Source organism: Vibrio splendidus 12E03 (assembly GCF_000272105.2).
GTDB lineage: Bacteria > Pseudomonadota > Gammaproteobacteria > Enterobacterales > Vibrionaceae > Vibrio > Vibrio splendidus_I.
Genome location: NZ_AJZD02000335.1, coordinates 1 through 18,139 on the forward strand (window position 1 = coordinate 1; position 18,139 = coordinate 18,139).

At 44.6% G+C, this 18,139-nt stretch carries 15 protein-coding genes; 7 read left to right on the forward strand and 8 right to left on the reverse strand.

The window, feature by feature from the left end; genetic code table 11:
• The 3 genes from A142_RS21575 to A142_RS21585 form a co-directional block, all read left to right on the forward strand.
• The coding region (locus A142_RS21575; RefSeq protein ID WP_019819822.1) for a helix-turn-helix domain-containing protein at positions 1-560 on the forward strand (560 nt) is incomplete at its 5' end.
• 93 nt (positions 561-653) lie between these two features.
• Positions 654-2,342 (forward strand): AMP-binding protein, encoded by a 1,689-nt coding sequence (locus A142_RS21580; RefSeq protein ID WP_019819823.1) that lies wholly within the window; start codon positions 654-656, stop codon positions 2,340-2,342.
• 338 nt (positions 2,343-2,680) lie between these two features.
• Positions 2,681-3,586: a LysR substrate-binding domain-containing protein gene (locus A142_RS21585; RefSeq protein ID WP_019819825.1), complete on the forward strand. Its 906-nt coding sequence runs from the start codon at positions 2,681-2,683 to the stop codon at positions 3,584-3,586.
• A gap of 147 nt (positions 3,587-3,733) precedes the next feature.
• Here A142_RS21585 and A142_RS24585 read toward each other — a convergent pair whose 3' ends face one another.
• A complete protein-coding gene (locus A142_RS24585; protein ID WP_019819827.1) occupies positions 3,734-3,940 on the reverse strand; it encodes a DUF1127 domain-containing protein in 207 nt (68 codons plus the stop codon).
• A gap of 103 nt (positions 3,941-4,043) precedes the next feature.
• Here A142_RS24585 and A142_RS21590 point away from each other — a divergent pair, with 103 nt between their 5' ends.
• Positions 4,044-5,000: a LysR substrate-binding domain-containing protein gene (locus tag A142_RS21590; RefSeq protein WP_019819829.1), complete on the forward strand. Its 957-nt coding sequence runs from the start codon at positions 4,044-4,046 to the stop codon at positions 4,998-5,000.
• Between the two features lie 39 nt (positions 5,001-5,039).
• Positions 5,040-5,252: a VF530 family DNA-binding protein gene (locus tag A142_RS21595; RefSeq protein WP_012604684.1), complete on the forward strand. Its 213-nt coding sequence runs from the start codon at positions 5,040-5,042 to the stop codon at positions 5,250-5,252.
• Between the two features lie 181 nt (positions 5,253-5,433).
• Here the strand turns inward: A142_RS21595 and fusA are convergent, their stop codons facing one another.
• A complete protein-coding gene (gene fusA, locus A142_RS21600) occupies positions 5,434-7,521 on the reverse strand; it encodes an elongation factor G (RefSeq protein ID WP_019819832.1) in 2,088 nt (695 codons plus the stop codon).
• 234 nt (positions 7,522-7,755) lie between these two features.
• On the reverse strand, positions 7,756-9,135 hold the full coding sequence (gene radA / locus A142_RS21605; RefSeq protein WP_017058826.1) for a DNA repair protein RadA: 1,380 nt from the start codon (positions 9,133-9,135) through the stop codon (positions 7,756-7,758).
• Between the two features lie 161 nt (positions 9,136-9,296).
• Between radA and A142_RS21610 the strand changes: the two genes are divergently transcribed.
• Complete coding sequence (locus A142_RS21610) at positions 9,297-11,645, forward strand: PilZ domain-containing protein (protein WP_019819835.1); 2,349 nt, start codon at positions 9,297-9,299, stop codon at positions 11,643-11,645.
• A 110-nt stretch (positions 11,646-11,755) separates the two neighbouring features.
• On the opposite strand, the gene serB is transcribed toward A142_RS21610, so the two are convergent.
• Entirely contained in the window at positions 11,756-12,736 is a 981-nt protein-coding gene (gene serB, locus A142_RS21615; protein WP_019819836.1) for a phosphoserine phosphatase, read from the reverse strand.
• 109 nt (positions 12,737-12,845) lie between these two features.
• On the opposite strand from serB, the gene A142_RS21620 reads away from it, so the two are divergent.
• Positions 12,846-13,457 (forward strand): YtjB family periplasmic protein, encoded by a 612-nt coding sequence (locus tag A142_RS21620; protein WP_019819837.1) that lies wholly within the window; start codon positions 12,846-12,848, stop codon positions 13,455-13,457.
• Positions 13,458-13,584: 127 nt separating this feature from the next.
• Here the strand turns inward: A142_RS21620 and deoD are convergent, their stop codons facing one another.
• From deoD to deoC, 4 genes are all read right to left on the reverse strand, one after another.
• The gene (gene deoD, locus A142_RS21625) at positions 13,585-14,304 is read right to left on the reverse strand and encodes a purine-nucleoside phosphorylase (protein WP_029405255.1); all 720 of its coding nucleotides are present in this window, start codon (positions 14,302-14,304) and stop codon (positions 13,585-13,587) included.
• Between the two features lie 65 nt (positions 14,305-14,369).
• On the reverse strand, positions 14,370-15,590 hold the full coding sequence (locus A142_RS21630) for a phosphopentomutase (RefSeq protein WP_017068223.1): 1,221 nt from the start codon (positions 15,588-15,590) through the stop codon (positions 14,370-14,372).
• A 76-nt stretch (positions 15,591-15,666) separates the two neighbouring features.
• Positions 15,667-16,995 carry a thymidine phosphorylase gene (deoA, locus tag A142_RS21635; RefSeq protein WP_029405256.1) on the reverse strand — a complete coding sequence of 443 codons (1,329 nt, stop codon included), beginning with the start codon at positions 16,993-16,995 and terminating at the stop codon, positions 15,667-15,669.
• Positions 16,996-17,106: 111 nt separating this feature from the next.
• Positions 17,107-17,883, reverse strand: coding sequence for a deoxyribose-phosphate aldolase (deoC, locus tag A142_RS21640; RefSeq protein ID WP_010436196.1), 777 nt, complete (start codon positions 17,881-17,883; stop codon positions 17,107-17,109).
• Between the last annotated feature and the right edge of the window lie 256 nt (positions 17,884-18,139).

Genomic DNA, 18,139 nt, shown 5'->3' on the forward strand with positions numbered 1-18,139 from the left:
TCTATAAATTTAATTACGCAACAAAGCCCAAGCGAATAGTCATTATTTGCTCGGACCAGTTACCTAATATCGTTCGAAATCATAAGAATATATTTTTCATTATCGAAACAAACAGTAATCATCTGACCAGTACATTCGAAGAACTTAAGCGTAAAACACAGCATATCTTCGAACCTCACTTCGATTTCGACAGAGACATAAATAACAACAATCAACTGCCTACCAAATTGTTTACTTCTGAGGTTGTTAACTATGTTATGGATAACATAAACAAAGAAATCAGAGAAACGGAGATCGCCGAGAAGTGCCATTGTTCAACAACCTACTTTTCGAAAAAGTTTCATCTACACTTTGGGGTAAGCTTTAGAGACTTTGTTTGTGATAAAAGAGTTCTACTAGCTAAAAAATTGATTGAGGCGGATACCGAGTCAAAAATTGCTGTAATTGCCTATCAATGTGGATACAAGGATGTGTCGTATTTTTCGAGAATTTTTAAGAAAAGGACAGGTGTAACCCCAGCAAGTTACAGGCGTGCCTGCACAGATAACAGAAAACGCTAATTTTACTCCCTAAAAGAAAAAATCATGGTACATTTAACATGATTTTAACAAAAATAACCAAAAATAACTTAGCGAAAAACATGGAGTTAGACAATGATTCAGCCTAACGAGTTTAGCCAAGAACAAGCAACAGCTCTCCTTACACCCAATGATATGATTTTAAAATGGGCAGAAGAACGCCCAGATGAAGTCTATTTGAAACAGATTATTAACCGCCAATTTGTCGAATTTACTTATAAAGAAGTAGCCGACAAAGCACTGAAACTGGCGTCAGCATTAGAAGGACTCGGAGCCCAACCTGGCGATCGAGTCGCTCTCGTATCAAAAAACTGTGCAGAGTGGTTCATCTGCGATCTTGCCATGATGTTAGGAGATTTTGTCAGCGTCCCAATCTTTCCAACAGCAGGTGCAGATACCATTCATTACTGTATTGAACACAGTGAAAGTAAAATTGTGATTGCGGGTAAGCTTGACGATCCTAAAGCTACTCAAAAAGTACTTGATGACAATCCGAGCTTGGTGAGTATTTCACTGCCATACGACAGCGCAGCGAAGTGCCAACACACTTTCGAACAGCTCATTGAGACACATGAACCATCAACCAAACGCCCTCAGCATCACGACGATAAGCTGATGTCACTTGTTTATACATCGGGTACATCAGGGCTACCAAAAGGCGCAATGCTCACCTACGGCGCGTTTACTTGGTCTGTTCAAAGGTTGATTGACCATATTGGAATCCAACCTGGCGATCGCCTGTTTTCTTACCTACCGCTTGCTCATATTACAGAACGCGTTTACATCTTTGGTTCTTCAGTGATGGGGGGCGTGGTTACGGCTTTCCCTGAATCTTTAGACACCTTTATTGATGATGTGAAAATGCATCGCCCTACACTGTTTATTTCAGTTCCTCGCTTATGGACTCTGTTCCAGCAGCGAATCCAAGACAAATTGCCACAGAAGAAACTGAACTTCTTGCTGAAGATTCCGTTTATCAACAACATCATTAAGAAGAAGCTTGCTGATGGTTTAGGGTTAGACCAAGCTCGCGTTCTTGGGTGTGGTTCTGCACCTGTATCACCCGCTCTACTCGCATGGTATGAGAGTGTTGGCCTACACATTACCGAGGCATGGGGCATGACAGAGTCTTTCGCCTACAGCACGCTCAACTACCCATTCAGAGCCGATAAAATCGGTACGGTTGGTAATGCAGGTCCAGGGATCGAACTCAAAATAGCTGAAGATGAAGAGATTCTAGTTCGAGGCAAAGGCTTATTCTCTGGTTACTACAAGAATGATATTGCAACCCAAGAATCTTTTAACTCAGATGGCTGGCTACATACTGGTGATATCGGCGATATCGACAGCGAAGGTTACCTAACGATTCGTGGGCGTAAGAAAGATACCTTTAAAACCGCTAAAGGTAAGTTTGTTGCTCCAGTGCCAATCGAAAACAAACTGTTTGAGTACAGCCGCGTAGAAATGATGTGTTTGATAGGGCTTGGCCTACCAGGTCCAATCCTACTTGTGGTACCGCATGACTTCCCTAATTTCGATAGGGATCGCTATGAGAAAACGACAAAACGCGTTATCGAGAAAATGAACGAGCAGCTCGGTTCACACGAGAAGATCAAAGGTGTATTGATGATTAAGGAACCATGGAGCATTGAGAATGGCGTGTTAACCCCGACTCTCAAAATCAAGCGACATATCCTAGAGCAGAAATACCATGAAGTCGGTCATAACTGGCCGAAAGATAAATTGGTGGTTTGGGAAGAATAATCAAAATCGAGAGGGAGCCATTATGGCTCCTTTTTTGTAAGATCAAATTATAAGTACTTAGTATAATCCGCAGTACCACTACTCTCGCAATCTAAGCCGATATCCTTTCTCATTCGATGACTTAACGATTCCGAGCAAACAACTTGTCTAGATTTAGTCGCCTTCCTCACCTTAGTATTATCATTGATTTTAAGTACCTGAGTAACAAATCTTACGACCCAGCAGGTTATTGCTTTCATGTTCTCTCTCTTGTATTCCCTGTTTATTTATCGCTATTATGAAAACAACCTGTTCGATAATCGAACAACCATTATTAACAAGAACTATAAGCTGAGATTATGGACAATAGACTGCGTCACCTTTCAGGTCTCCGTTACTTTGAAGTTGCGGCTCGCTTGAACAATTACAGCAAAGCGGCTGAAGAGCTGTTCGTCACTCAAGCAGCCGTCAGCCAGAAAATTCGACAGTTAGAAGAACAGGTTGGATGTAAGCTCTTTATTCGTAAGGGGCGTGCAATGACTTTGACACATGAAGGGCACACACTTTTTAGACATGTCTCTGATGGATTTCAAGAGGTTCTACTGGGGTTAAACAAGATCCAATCAGAACCTATTCAAGGGTTGCTTGTTGTTAGAACTCCCCCTTCTTTTGCTTCTCGTTGGTTACTGCCTAGGCTGTGGAAGTTCTCGGTAAAGCACCCAGAAATCCCAATAAAGGTGCTAACAGGGTCTGATACCCCAAATTTAAAACATGGCGAGATTGATGTGGCTATTCTGCAGGGCGAAGATCTATGCGTTGAAGAAGGCTTGACTCTTGAGATGCTAATCAACGAACCGGTTTACCCTTTTTGTTCCCCTGAACTCGCAAACTCTTTGAACTTCACATCACCTGAACAACTCCTCAAATGTTGGCTGATTCAGTTTGATAGCGGTTGTTTCCCGTGGGAGGAATGGTTTAGGCAAGCAAACATATCGACTCAAAGCAGCACCATTCAGTGGATGGAAGTAGGCACCTTTGATATGGGGCTAACCACGGTCATGGCGGGGCATGGGGTTTGCTTGGCAACAGACAGCTTAGCTGGTGACTTCATCGAACGCGGCTTGCTAGTGAAGCCCTTTGATATAGGCATGACACCTGGGGTTCAAGTCAACCTATGCTTCGATCCTAACTCCCCGAGAGAAGAGCGCATTACCGCGTTCACCAATTGGTTGCACGAAGAAGTCAACGAGCTATTGGATAATTAGATCTCAACTACTAATTTCTTAAACAAGGAATAGGCTTAAATAAGCAATGTGCCTAACTCAACATAGAACGATAACGTAAACCTCCCGACACCGACAAAACTATGTTGAGTTAAAGCAACGTCGAGTTAAAAGCTACGCTGCCTTGAATCACTCCCAAAATGACTTCTTCAGTTCTTTCTCGACTTGTTCCGACGTAATCCCTATATCTCTCAGTAAATAATCGGGTAGCTCAGACAGCTGCTTTCTGGTTCTACGGTTCCGAATATACAGTCTCAATTTAGAATAGAATTTCTTAGTTGATAACGATGACAAAAGTGAATGGTTGGTATTTGCTGTTGCTGTGATCGTATTCATAGCCTTTCTCCTGTTGATCTCTTGCTTTGTTATGGTCAATAATCGACCAACAGAGCAACGTCGACAAACGATAGATACTGGCATTCAGTTAAGGAAAACTAATGTGAGAGAACGCACCCCACCATTCCAAGGGATCTACTATTTTTATACGGCAGCTGAAACAGGCAGTTTTAAGCTGGCAGCACAAAAGCTATTTGTCACAGCCGCAGCAGTCAGCCAACAAATTCGCCAACTTGAAGAGTGGTTAGGCGCAGATCTGTTTATTCGCCAACACCGAAAAATAGTATTAACTCATGAAGGCGAAGTACTGTACCTACAAGCGAAGAAAGGCTTTGCCCATATTCAAGATGGGGTAAGACAAATAAACCAAGACCCTAATCCCACTCAGCTGTCGATCTCGACCGTTCCATCTTTTGCCCAGCATTGGTTAGTGCCAAGGATTGGGGATTTCAGAGAGAGACATCCAGACCTTTCTATGTTGATTGAGCCTACCAATAAGCTGATCACCTTTGAGGATTCGAGTATCGATATCTGTATACGCTATGGGCACGGTAACTACCCAAACCTAGAGTCGCGCTGGCTAATGGATGAAGTGTTATATCCTGTTTGTCATCCGCTCTATCAGGAGAAGTATGGAATATACAGTGTCGAGGACCTGCACAAAGCCGAGCTAATTGAAGACCGATGGCCAGACATGGATTGGTCAATATGGCTAAATGAAGTAGGCGTTGAAGGCGGTCACACCACGTTGCAATTTGATGGCTCCCACTTTGTACTAGAAGGTGCACTCTCTGTTCAAGGAGTCGCTTTAGTCAAACACAGTTTGGTGTATCGATACCTGCAAGAAGGGAAGCTAGTTAGAATTGGTAATACAGCGCTAAGACCAAAATACAACTATTTCTTATGTGCGCCGCCGGGATACTTTCATCGCGATAAGATTCAACGCTTCTCCAAATGGATAGAAACGCAGGTCAGTGAGTTTGGTAACAAAGGAAGGGAAATGCTCAATATCGTCGATACCGACTTCTCATTGAAATGGTCGGGAAACTCTGATGGCTAAGCTGATATACTGAGAGCAAATAAATGACGGGTAAATCTCATGACACAAGACAATAATCCACTTCACGGTATCACTCTACAGAAGCTACTGACTGAATTGGTTGAACATTACGGTTGGGAAGAGTTGAGTTACATGGTAAACATCAACTGCTTTAAAAAAGACCCGAGCATTAAATCGAGCTTAAAGTTTCTGCGTAAAACAGATTGGGCACGTACCAAGGTAGAGCAGATTTACATCGACTTAAAGCGTTAGTCTCTCCCTACTTCATCTGTCCCGTGTTGATTAAATACGGGACAACCCCTGTGCCTACTTTTTAGGGGCCATCTCGCATCTCGCATCTCGCATCTCGCATCTCGCAGTATGTTACAAGCAATAAAAAGCCCCGCAAGCTTTCACTTGCGGGGCTTTTTTAGCTAATTGAGAAAAGGGCTAATTACTTACCAGCTTCTTTTTCTGCTTTAACTTTTGCAATCACTTCATCAGCAACGTTAGTTGGACATGGTGCGTATTGTGCGAATTCCATAGAGAATTGGCCACGACCAGAAGTGATAGTACGTAGGTGACCGATGTAGCCGAACATCTCAGAAAGAGGTACGTCAGCTTTAATACGAACACCAGTTACGCCAGCTTGTTGATCTTTGATCATGCCACGACGACGGTTAAGGTCACCGATAACATCACCAACGTGATCGTCTGGAGTGAACACGTCAACGTTCATGATAGGCTCAAGAAGTTGCGCGCCAGCTTTAGGCATAGATTGACGGAATGCACCTTTCGCTGCGATTTCAAATGCGATAGCAGATGAATCGACTGCGTGGAAACCACCATCGAAAAGTTCAACTTCAACGTCTAGAGTTGGGAAGCCAGCTAGTACGCCGTTTTCCATCATAGATGCGAAGCCTTTCTCAACTGCAGGCCAGAATTCTTTAGGAACGTTACCGCCCACAACTACAGAGTTGAACTTGAAGCCAGAGCCTGCTTCGCCTGGTTTGATACGGTAATCGATCTTACCGAATTGACCAGAACCACCAGATTGCTTCTTGTGCGTGTAGCTATCTTCAATTGCTTGAGTGATAGTTTCACGGTAAGCAACTTGAGGAGCACCTACAGTTAGATCAACGCCGTATGTACGCTTAAGGATATCTACCTTGATGTCTAGGTGAAGCTCACCCATACCTTTCAGGATAGTTTCGCCAGTCTCTTCGTCAGTCTCAACTTGGAAAGATGGATCTTCTGCAACCATTTTACCGATCGCGATACCCATTTTCTCAGAACCGCCTTTATCTTTTGGAGATACAGCGATTGAGATTACTGGAGTTGGGAATACCATTGGCTCAAGCGTTACTTGGTGCTTAGGATCACATAGAGTGTGACCAGTTTGCACGTTCTTCATACCAACGATCGCAATGATGTCACCAGCTTGTGCGCTAGTTAGTTCGTTACGGTCATCAGCTTGCATCTCAACCATACGGCCAACACGTTCAGTCTTGCCAGTGAATGAGTTAAGAATCGTGTCACCTTTGTTCAGTTTACCAGAGTAAATACGAACGAAAGTTAGAGCACCGAAGCGGTCATCCATGATTTTGAATGCAAGCGCTTTGAAAGTTTCATCTGTAGAAACGATAGCGTGTTCGCCAGTTTCTTCGCCGTTCTCATCCATTAGAGGTTGAGGATCAACTTCAGTTGGTGCTGGTAGGTAATCTACTACAGCATCAAGGATAAGTTGCATACCTTTGTTCTTGAACGCAGAACCACAGAACGTTGGGAAGAATGCGATATCACGAGTACCTTTACGGATACAACGCTTGATGTCTTCGATAGAAGGCTCTTCACCTTCCATGTAAGCTTCCATTAGGTCATCGTCTTGCTCTACAGCAGTTTCGATTAGCTCTTCACGGTATTGCTCAACGTCATCAACCATGTCCGCAGGAACATCTGTGATTTCGTAGTTTTCAGGAAGACCAGTGTCATCCCAAACGTATGCTTTACGGCTTAGTAGGTCTACAACACCAACGAATTCGTCTTCACGACCGATTGGTAGAACCATAACTAGAGGAGTAGCACCTAGAACGTTTTTAACTTGGTCAACAACGTTGTAGAAATCTGCACCCATACGGTCTAGTTTGTTAACGAAGATCAGACGAGATACTTCTGATTCGTTAGCGTAGCGCCAGTTAGTTTCTGATTGAGGTTCAACACCACCAGAACCACAGAATACACCGATACCGCCATCAAGAACTTTAAGAGAACGGTATACTTCAACTGTGAAGTCAACGTGTCCAGGAGTATCGATAACGTTTAGACGGTGATCGTTCCAAAAACAGCTTACAGCTGCTGATTGGATAGTAATACCGCGCTCAGCTTCCTGTTCCATGAAGTCAGTCGTTGATTCGCCATCATGTACTTCACCAGTCTTGTGGATTTGACCAGTTAGCTTAAGGATACGCTCAGTGGTAGTTGTTTTACCCGCATCAACGTGCGCGAAAATACCAATGTTTCTGTATTTCGATAAATCTGCCATTGTCTTACTCTGTTAATAGGATATAAAATGCGCGCAGAGTATATCACAATCTGTGAAGACTGATAGCTTTGCATGCATTTGGGACTAAAAAACTTTGCCTTTTTCTAACATATAGAAAAAGGCAATCTATGGAAACAATCTAAGTGACTGTTTAGTTTAGTGCTAACTTAGAGCGAATATCGCGCCCAAGTTAGACTGAATTTCTGCTGTATAGAGTAGCTGAAGTGAGCTCAATTACAACTCATCAAAAGCATTAATTGCTTCCGATAATTTTTTCACGCCGTGGATCTGCATTCCAGGAATGCCACCTTTAGGCATGTTTGCTGCCGGTACGATCGCTTTCTTAAAGCCGTGTTTAAATGCCTCATTCAGACGCTCTTGCCCACTCGGTACCGGTCGAATCTCACCCGCTAGGCCTACTTCTCCAAATACCACCACATCTTTTGGCAATGCGCGATCCCTGAAACTTGAAAGTAAAGCCATCACCAACGCAAGATCAGCACTGGTTTCGGTTACTTTAACACCACCAACGACATTCACAAACACATCTTGGTCAGCCATTTGTAAGCCGCCGTGTTTATGCAGCACCGCTAATAACAACGAAAGCCTGTTTTGCTCTAGGCCGACAGCGACACGACGCGGGTTAGCCAGCTGGGAATAATCCACCAGCGCTTGAATTTCAACAAGTAATGGACGAGTCCCTTCCCACACAACCATCACCGAACTGCCCGAGGTTTCTTCTTCACCACGAGACAAGAAGATAGCCGATGGGTTGCTGACTTCTTTTAGTCCTTGGCCTGTCATAGCAAACACGCCAAGCTCATTGACCGCACCAAAACGGTTTTTGTGGCTGCGCAGTGTTCTAAAACGGCTATCGGTTCCGCCATCCAATAGAACAGAACAGTCAATAATGTGCTCAAGCACTTTTGGCCCGGCTAAGGTGCCGTCTTTAGTTACGTGTCCCACTAAGAACACAGCAACGTTATTCTGTTTTGCGTAGCGCGTTAATGCGGTTGCCGATTCACGAACCTGAGCAACACTGCCCGGTGAAGACTGAACATCAGCAACGTGCATAACTTGGATGGAGTCGATAACCATGATCTTTGGCTGTTCTTTTTCAGCAACCTGACAGATCTTATCTACGTTGGTTTCAGAGAGCATCTTTAGGTGCTCTTTTGGTAATCCAAGTCGAGAGGCACGCATTGCAACCTGCTGTAAAGATTCTTCACCTGTTACATAAAGAGTCGGCAGTTGAGAAGAGAGCTGACACATGGTCTGCAATAATAGTGTTGATTTACCCGCGCCTGGGTTACCACCAATCAGGATCGCAGCACCAGGGACAACACCACCACCGAGTACGCGGTCGAGCTCTTTGAAGCCACTACTAAAGCGTGGTACTTCTTGCAGATTAATTTCAGATAATGTCTGAACGCTCGATTCTGTTACTGCACCTGCATAACCAGATAATCTTTCATTGCGCGCTACTTGAGGTGAAGCGGCTAACCTAACTTCTGTAATCGTGTTCCAAGCACCACATGCGTTGCACTGCCCCTGCCAACGTGGAAAGTCAGCACCACAGTCATTACACACATAAGCTCGTTTTGCCTTAGCCATAAAACCTCAATAATTTACTCAGTTACACAATGATGTTGTCAATTTGTGACTTATTTGACCGTACGGGTGAAAATAAACGTTGCAGTCATACCACTAATACTTAAAGATCGATTTAAACTAGTCGATAACATAAATGCACCGTCCATTCTAACAAGAAAAGTATGCAGCAATCTGAAATTCTATCTGTAGCAGAACGTCTTATCCCGGCCTACCACGCCGAAGATTTCGAATTCCTTCTTTCTCAAATGACAGAAGGCGAATCTCCGTCTCTAAAACTGCTGGTTAAAATGGAACTGAATCGTATCATGGCTCCGTGTACAAAGAGCATTGATTTACGTGGGCGCATTGATAATGAATGTCGTCAGTTCACGTTAGACGGTCGTAAGCACTGGCTCGATGACATCGCGTTAAACGCGTATCAACGTGGTACTAAAAAGTTTAAAGGTTACACAGAAGGCGCATGGGAGTTAGTAATGACTCCGCGAACTCAGCCCCTTCGCAGTGTTGTTAAAACTTCGTCTCAAGATAGCCACGACATCACAAGCGCTAACAGCCCATTTGAAGCGGAAGCCATTAATCTAGGTTACGACTTAAAGCGCCAAGAGAACAGACTCAAGATTAGCTCACAGGTTGAGATCACCACATCGAAAGGGCAAAGCCTACACGGTGTGACAGTTGATATCTCCCCTTCTGGTGCAAAGTTCAAAGTACCAAGTGCCTTTCGCTATAACCTTGGTGAAATCATCAGCGTTAAATTCACAGAACTTGTCGAAAAGTCCCAAGAAAACGACGTTAACCAAGCAGTCGAATTTCGCGTTCTGGGTATTGATGAATCATACGAGAACAACGCAGTTAAATTTCTTAGAACCATCAAGGTAAGCGACACCAATATTGTGGCTCGCTTGCTTGATGAGTCCTTAAATAGCACCAGTAAGAAAACCAGCCATGAGAACCAAGATAGGATCATTCGAACTCGCACACGAGGCATCGAGCACACCTATCTAAAGCACACCTGTAACCTACCTTTGTTCTTCAGTGGTAGCGAACTCAAGCTTGCATTGCTTACGGATAACAACCATCCGTTGTGGCAATACTGGCACGACGAGCGAAATCAACAAGCACTGGGCACCCTGTTCAACGAACAACGTATGAACCTGCTGGCGAAACCAGGAGTGAAGGGAACCAGTAACGTCATCTATTCGTTTACCCATGAACACCAAAACAAGACTTTGTTCTATTCAATGATGCTGCCTGAAGCCTCTCGTGAACAAAGACAGCTGTTCTGGCACATCGGTGGCAAACGTAAAAGTTGGAAGGCGTTCAAGTTCTCGGTTTTCGAACTGTCAGACACCGAGCGACAAGCATTAGCTAAACACTCGGATACGCTAGCTCAAAGCTCAGCTCAACTGACGCATTGCGGAATCTTGCAAGAGATCGGCGATCACGAAAGTGCAGCTGATTATCTTCTGAGTGAAAAGCCACGTATTCCAAGCAGTGAATTGAACCGCTTCCGTCACCCGCGTACTGTGGTTGGGAACATTCAAAGTATCTATTTTGATTCTCAGACTCGTCGTAAAGAGCCGAGATACCAGTTTAAATCACCGTTACAACTGACTTCACAAGATGGTGCAGCAGCGAACGGACACACCTTAGACATTTCGAAGCGTGGGCTCAGCATTACCCTTGAACACCCAATGGTACTCAAGATTAATGACCCAGTATTGGTCAACTTCAATGAGCTACAGCTCTATGATAAAAACTTGCCACTGAGCACAGTGCCTTATCATGTAATTCGCGTAAGCCCGAATGGCCGAAACGTCCAATTGGTTATTGCTGAGAATGCCAAGACAATGCGAACCATCGCTTTCCTTAACGGGCTTATCGATCAAAATCAAAGCAAACTGATTAAGAAGAAAGAGATACTGCCAACCAATTCGTTGCTCGAATCGTTGCACAATATATTGCTGAGTAAGATGGTCAGTAACCCCATCTTCATTGATAAGCCAAGCTCAACGCTGCGTTGTAAGATCATTGGTGTGAACTTCCCACTGAATAAGCACCTAACGTTACTGGCTAAGCTTGGACACAACCAAAAGTTCTCACTAGAGCCGATCTTTAAGGGTCACACTAGCTCATTGCTGGCTGAACCACTGAAAAGAATCGAAGGCGCAGAGCCTAAACACCATGACGTGTATATTGCTGCGGTAAAGTTTGGTGACAAGATCCAATCTGTGCATACCAAGTTGGTCAAAGATTTCGCCTCAGCAAAAGAGCGCATCTTATTCATTAAGAAGGCGCAGCACTTGGGTGATGTGTATGTATTGCGAGTCACTACGGCACCTATCTTTAATCCGCTAACAAGTTTATTCCAATCGGATTTAGAAGAGCTTTCACGCATCAGCATGCATCAAGCTAAGAAACTAGAGAACGAGATCACCGCTTTTATTGGCTATGGTGAGATTGAAGACATCACAGATGAAGTGTTGATTCGATTAGAACTGACTCGTTAGGTCAGCATCCATTTACTGGATTTGAAAATAGAAAAGCAGGCTCATCGCCTGCTTTTTTTGTATCCGTGTTCTATTATAGTTTGCTGCTAGTAGAAGCTAGTAAGCAAGCCTTAAGGTTTCGCTTGCCAGCTGATCTTCTGTTGCTTAGCCAATACACCCGACAAGATGCATAGCACCCCGCCTAAACCAGCGTAACGCACAGCGGTTTGAGCTTGCTGCTCTACTTTTGGTTTCGCGTGGTAGGCAATGCCTAAACCTGCAGAGCCCATCATCACCAAGTCATTGGCACCATCACCAACGGCAACGGTATTATGCAGTTCCAATTCGTACTCTTCAGCCAACTCTACCAAGATATCCGCTTTGGTCTGCGCCGAAACAACATCACCTAACACTTCACCCGTCAACTTACCATTGACGATCTCAAGCGTGTTTGACTGAGCGTGGTCAAGATCAAGGGTATCTTTCAGGTAGTCAGAGAAGTAAGTAAAACCACCTGATGCAATCGCCGTTTTCCAACCAAGTTTGTTCAGAGTATTCACCAGTCCGACCAAGTCTGACATGAATGGCAATGACTGACGCACTTGCTCTAATATCGACTCATCCGCACCTTTCAGTGCTCCTACTCGTTGGCGTAGGCTCTGTTCAAAGTCGAGCTCGCCTTGCATTGCTCGTTCGGTGATTTCAGAGACTAACTCTCCCACTCCAGCCAATTTGGCAATCTCATCGATACATTCAATTTGAATCGCTGTGGAATCCATATCCATCACGATCAAACCTGGCTTAGATAAGTCTGGGACCTCGCTAAGGCAAGCATAATCAAGCTTTAGCGCTTGGAGGATTTCTTCGTGTGCTGGTGTTAGGTTGCCTGACATCAAAGCCACTTCATAATGCCCAACCTTCCACGTATCGAGGATGGTGTTGTAAGTGCCAGTGAAAAAGTCGATGTCATCGAAAGATTGTGGAGATAGGTACTCACCAAACACAATCCAATTGGCTTTGGATTTAGCGAGTTGAGAAGCGAAACGAGTCTCGGGGAGTCGAGTTAATAATGTCGTATGCCTTTTTATCGGCAGATATTTCTGAGCGTCCATGTGTATGATTCCTAATTAACTATGCTAAACGTTAACCTATTGCAATTTGAAAACGCAAGTCTCAATATGTCTTAATCATAACATTTGTTTATTTCAGGCTTCGTGAAACATGAATGAATCATTGTTCTCAATACGTAACGCTTTACGAATGCTAGCCCTCATTTTATTGGCTACCATGTTCGTTGTAACGATTAAAAATACGGTCGTGATCAGTAAAGGTAACGAGAAGATCCAAGCAAAACAGTTGGAAACTCTTACCAAGCTGCTTATCTCTCAGGCATCACTTTCAGCCAGCAAGATGATCACGCAACAAGACCAAGAGCGATTACTTGATCTGACTAACCAGCTATCTCAAGACAGACTGGTGTTCGATACCACCATCTATGATGCAGAGGGTATTCGACTGGCTTCGAGCGAAAAAGCGCTCTCTGTACGTGAGGTTCTTGGCTTAGACACGCCACTTTCAACCGCAAGTATCGGTAGACAGCAATTAGTCGAACCTATTTACTCTGCAGAACATACGATCATTGGCTTTATTCGTGTGACCTTCGAAACCGGTAAGATGACAGCGATTTCAGATCACCACTACCGTAAAAGTGATCGCTACATGATCGGTATGGTGTTGATGGGGTTTGTGAGTGGCGTGTTGTTCATCATGCTGATTCGCAGAAGACCGACTAAGTCTGGTGAGAACTTACTGTTGAAGAATGTAAGCTCATAGACACACTAGGCTGACAATAAATACTAGACTCAGAATAAATACCGCAATCCAATAAAAAGCCCCGACGCTCAGGTAGCAACGGGGCTTTTTGTTATCAGTTAACTTATCAAGCTAAGGCAAATCAATATTATTCTTGGTCACCAAGCAACACTGAGTCTAGTGCGATAACCATCATGTCGTTGAAAGTCGTTTGACGTTCATCTGATGTCGTTTGCTCACCAGTCTTGATGTGGTCAGAAACAGTACAAATCGTTAGAGCTTTTGCGCCGTATTCAGCACATACACCATAAATGCCAGCTGCTTCCATCTCTACGCCAACAATGCCGTATTTGTCCATTACTTCGAACATCTCTGGATCTGGCGTGTAGAACAGCTCAGCCGAGAACAGGTTACCGACTTTTACGCCGACACCGCGAGCTTTGGCTGCATCTTCTGCCGCGCGCAACATTTTGTAATCCGCAATAGCCGCAAAGTCATGATCTTTAAAACGAATACGGTTCACTTTAGAGTCAGTACATGCGCCCATGCCGATCACCACATCACGCACTTTGATATCTTCGCTCACTGCACCACAACTGCCCACACGAATGATCTTCTTCACACCAAAGTCTTTGATCAGCTCAGTCGCGTAAATAGAACAAGATGGAATGCCCATACCGTGGCCCATTACCGAAACCTTACGACCTTTGTAAGTACCGGTGTAACCAAACATGTTGCGAACGTCGCACACTTGAACCACTTCTTCTAAGAAGGTTTCAGCGATGTATTTAGCACGTAGCGGGTCGCCTGGCATTAAAACTACGTCAGCGAAATCACCCATTTCAGCATTAATATGTGGAGTAGCCATTGAAAATATCCTTAATCTCAAAACAAAAAAAGAAGAGAGAGGTTTCCCTCTCTCTTCGTTAACTATTATAGAAAGCTTGTACCGTGTCCCATTGGCGATGTACCAAAGTAAGACGCTAAGCTTTGACCGATATCAGCGAACGTATCGCGACGGCCTAAAGAACCGGCTGGCACCTTCTGACCGTAAACAATCACAGGGATGTGCTCACGAGTATGGTCTGTACCTGGCCATGTAGGATCACAACCGTGGTCAGCCGTTAGGATAAGCACATCATCTTCTTTCATCATATCGATGATTTCATTGATGCGACCATCGAAGTACTCAAGTGCCGCTGCGTAACCAGCAACATCACGGCGGTGGCCGTAAGCTGAGTCGAAATCAACGAAGTTAGTGAACACGATAGTGTTGTCGCCCGCTTCATTGATCGCTTCTTTGGTTGCTTCAAATAGCGCAGGGATACCTGTTGCTTTGGTTTTCTGAGTGATGCCACAACCCGCGTAGATATCAGAGATCTTACCGATTGAGTGAACGTTACCGCCCTTCTCATCAACCAACTTCTGAAGAATGGTAGCTGCAGGTGGCTCAACAGAAAGGTCACGACGGTTACCAGTACGTTCGAATTGACCTTTGCCCGGGCCAATGAACGGACGAGCGATAACACGACCAATGTTGTAGTCTTCTAGCTCTTCACGAGCAATCTGACAAAGGTCTAACAGGTTTTGTAGGCCGAATGTCTCTTCGTGACAAGCGATCTGGAAAACAGAGTCTGCAGAAGTATAGAAGATAGGCAGGCCAGTCTTCATGTGCTCTTCACCTAGGTTATCTAGGATTTCCGTGCCAGATGAGTGGCAGTTACCTAAGAAACCAGACAGGCCTGCACGCTCAAGAATGCGGTCAGTCAGTTCTTTTGGAAAGCTGTTCTCTTTGTCGGTGAAGTAGCCCCAGTCAAACAGTACAGGAACACCTGCGATTTCCCAGTGACCTGATGGCGTGTCTTTACCAGAAGACAGCTCAGCAGCGTGACCGTAAGCGCCAATGATCTCAGCGTCTGCATCCATACCAGGAGCAAAACGACCTGTAGACTCTTTATGAGCCATCGCTAGACCTAGCTTAGACAGGTTTGGCAACGTCAGTGAACCTTTACGATCTGCATTGTCTGCAAGACCTTGGTCACAATGATCTGCGATGTGGCCCATAGTGTCAGAACCTACATCACCAAATTTGTCCGCATCCGCTGTTTCACCGATACCGAATGAATCTAAAACTAAAATAAATGCTCTTTTCATTTTCTTCACCAACTTATTGCTCTTTGCACCAGAACTCTGTTTATCGGTATACGCGAGGCATACCGATATCTGTTATTTACACGTCTTCAGAACGAATCTGACGGTAAACGTCTGGCGTTGCTGTATATTCTCCGCCCACAGTGATTGCATTTTGTAATGCTGTTGCAGCTTCTTGCCACTGTTGTTCGTTGCGAGCATGAATCATTGCTAATGGCTTATCTTCACTTGCTACTTCACCTAGGCGAATGAAGTGATCAAAACCGACTGCGTAATCAATGCTGTCAGTTGCTACGCGACGACCACCGCCCATACCAACCACAGCCATACCAATTGCACGAGTATCCATTGCTGATACCACACCGCTTTCTAGCGCGTACACTGGCTTAATAATGTCTGCTTTTTCTAGGTAGTTATCGTAGTTCGTTACGAAATCAGCTGGACCACCAAGACCCGCTACCATCTTACCGAAGCACTCTGCTGCTTTACCGTTATCCAGTACTGCCATCAGTTTTTCGCGCGCTTCGTCTGAATCTTTAGCTAGGTTACCCAGCACCAACATTTCAGCACACGATGCTAGAGTGATCTCTAACAAGCGTGGATTACGGTATTCGCCTGTTAAGAATTGAACCGCTTCACGAACTTCTACTGCGTTACCCGCTGAAGAAGCCAGTACTTGGTTCATGTCCGTTAGGATTGCTGTTGTTTTCGTACCCGCACCGTTTGCTACTGCAACGATAGATTTCGCTAGCTCTTCAGATGCTTCGTAAGTCGGCATGAATGCGCCTGAACCTACTTTTACATCCATCACTAGAGAATCAAGGCCAGCGGCCAGCTTCTTAGATAGGATTGAAGCCGTGATTAGCGAGATGTTATCAACTGTTGCTGTGATATCGCGAGTCGCGTAAACACGCTTATCAGCAGGTGCTAGATCGCCTGTTTGACCGATGATCGCTACACCAGCATCTTTCGTTACTGCACCAAACACATCATTGGTTGGTGTAATGTTGTAGCCAGGGATAGATTCAAGCTTGTCTAGCGTACCGCCAGTGTGGCCTAAACCACGACCAGAGATCATTGGAACGAAACCGCCACATGCTGCCACCATAGGGCCAAGCATCAGAGAAGTTACGTCACCAACACCACCAGTAGAGTGTTTATCAACGATTGGGCCATCAAAGTTCATGTGGCTCCAGTCAATCACCATGCCTGAGTCACGCATTGCACACGTTAGTGCGATACGCTCTGGCATTGTCATTTCGTTAAAGAAGATAGCCATTGCGAATGCTGCAATTTGGCCTTCAGAAACCGTGTTTTTAGCCACACCTTGAATGAAGAAGTTAATTTCTTCAGCCGTTAGGACTTCACCGTCACGTTTTCTGCGAATAATTTCTTGAGGTAGATACATTAGTGCCTCCCAAACTCTAGTGAGTATGGTTTGTAGGGGAAAGAGGTAATATGGAGTGGCTTAACGCCACTCCACCAAACAGACTAAATCTTGTTACACCCGATTGGGATATTAGTATGCTGCTGGATCAGCAGTTTGGTCTGTCACTTCTAATGTATTAAGAAGGTTAGTTAGTAGGCTTGAAGCACCAAAACGGTAGTGCATGTTGTCTGCCCACTCAGCGCCTAATAGCTCATCAGCCATTGCTAGGTATAGTGCTGCATCTTCAGCAGTACGTACGCCACCAGCTGGTTTGAAACCAACTGTTTTAGCAACGCCCATGTCACGAATAACTTCAAGCATCATGCGCGCGTACTCTGGAGTCGCGTTTACTGGCACTTTACCTGTTGAAGTTTTGATGAAGTCTGCACCTGCTTCGATACAGATTTGAGAAGCTTTCTTGATCAGTGCTTCTTCTTTCAATTCACCTGTTTCGATGATCACTTTAAGCGTGATGTCACCACAAGCTGCTTTACACTGTTTAACTAGCTCAAAGCCAACTTCTTCGTTGCCAGCAATAAGAGCACGGTATGGGAATACTACGTCAACTTCGTCTGCGCCGTACGCTACCGCTGCTTTTGTTTCTGCAACAGCAATTTCGATGTCGTCATTACCATGAGGGAAGTTAGTTACAGTCGCAATGCGTACTTCTGGAGTACCTTGCTCACGCAACGCTTTCTTAGCTGCTGGGATAAAGCGAGGGTAAATACAGATTGCAGCGGTGTTGCCTACTGCAGTCTTCGCGTCATGACAAAGCGCCACTACTTTTTCTGTAGTGTCATCGTCATTTAGCGTAGTTAGGTCCATAAGTTTAAGTGCACGTAGAGCTGCTGCTTTTAAATCGCTCATTTCTATCTCCGATCAATATATTCAAATAGTTAACTACTTCGCCCTCCATCCAGTATAGATGGATATTTTAGTAATGCTCAGTAGCCACAAATGAACGGACTTGGTTCCCTGAAGACTTGATAACTTTCGCTACCAATTGCAATCCTTGTCACCGCACAGTACCAGTTTGGTCTATGGCACAACAAATCAGTCATGTTGTGTCTAACATCTATAGCGTATCGCTAATTTTGGCTTAATCCCAGAAGAATAACGTTCG

What these genes read in the sequence shown, in the direction of transcription:
- deoA (WP_029405256.1), bottom strand. Translation starts at nt 16,995, where the DNA reads ATGTATCTACCTCAAGAAATTATTCGCAGAAAACGTGACGGTGAAGTC.
- A142_RS24585 (WP_019819827.1), bottom strand. Translation starts at nt 3,940, where the DNA reads ATGAATACGATCACAGCAACAGCAAATACCAACCATTCACTTTTGTCA.
- radA (WP_017058826.1), bottom strand. Translation starts at nt 9,135, where the DNA reads ATGGCTAAGGCAAAACGAGCTTATGTGTGTAATGACTGTGGTGCTGAC.
- fusA (WP_019819832.1), bottom strand. Translation starts at nt 7,521, where the DNA reads ATGGCAGATTTATCGAAATACAGAAACATTGGTATTTTCGCGCACGTT.
- A142_RS21585 (WP_019819825.1), top strand. Translation starts at nt 2,681, where the DNA reads ATGGACAATAGACTGCGTCACCTTTCAGGTCTCCGTTACTTTGAAGTT.
- A142_RS21610 (WP_019819835.1), top strand. Translation starts at nt 9,297, where the DNA reads ATGCAGCAATCTGAAATTCTATCTGTAGCAGAACGTCTTATCCCGGCC.
- A142_RS21620 (WP_019819837.1), top strand. Translation starts at nt 12,846, where the DNA reads ATGAATGAATCATTGTTCTCAATACGTAACGCTTTACGAATGCTAGCC.
- A142_RS21630 (WP_017068223.1), bottom strand. Translation starts at nt 15,590, where the DNA reads ATGAAAAGAGCATTTATTTTAGTTTTAGATTCATTCGGTATCGGTGAA.
- A142_RS21595 (WP_012604684.1), top strand. Translation starts at nt 5,040, where the DNA reads ATGACACAAGACAATAATCCACTTCACGGTATCACTCTACAGAAGCTA.
- A142_RS21580 (WP_019819823.1), top strand. Translation starts at nt 654, where the DNA reads ATGATTCAGCCTAACGAGTTTAGCCAAGAACAAGCAACAGCTCTCCTT.
- deoD (WP_029405255.1), bottom strand. Translation starts at nt 14,304, where the DNA reads ATGGCTACTCCACATATTAATGCTGAAATGGGTGATTTCGCTGACGTA.
- deoC (WP_010436196.1), bottom strand. Translation starts at nt 17,883, where the DNA reads ATGAGCGATTTAAAAGCAGCAGCTCTACGTGCACTTAAACTTATGGAC.
- serB (WP_019819836.1), bottom strand. Translation starts at nt 12,736, where the DNA reads ATGGACGCTCAGAAATATCTGCCGATAAAAAGGCATACGACATTATTA.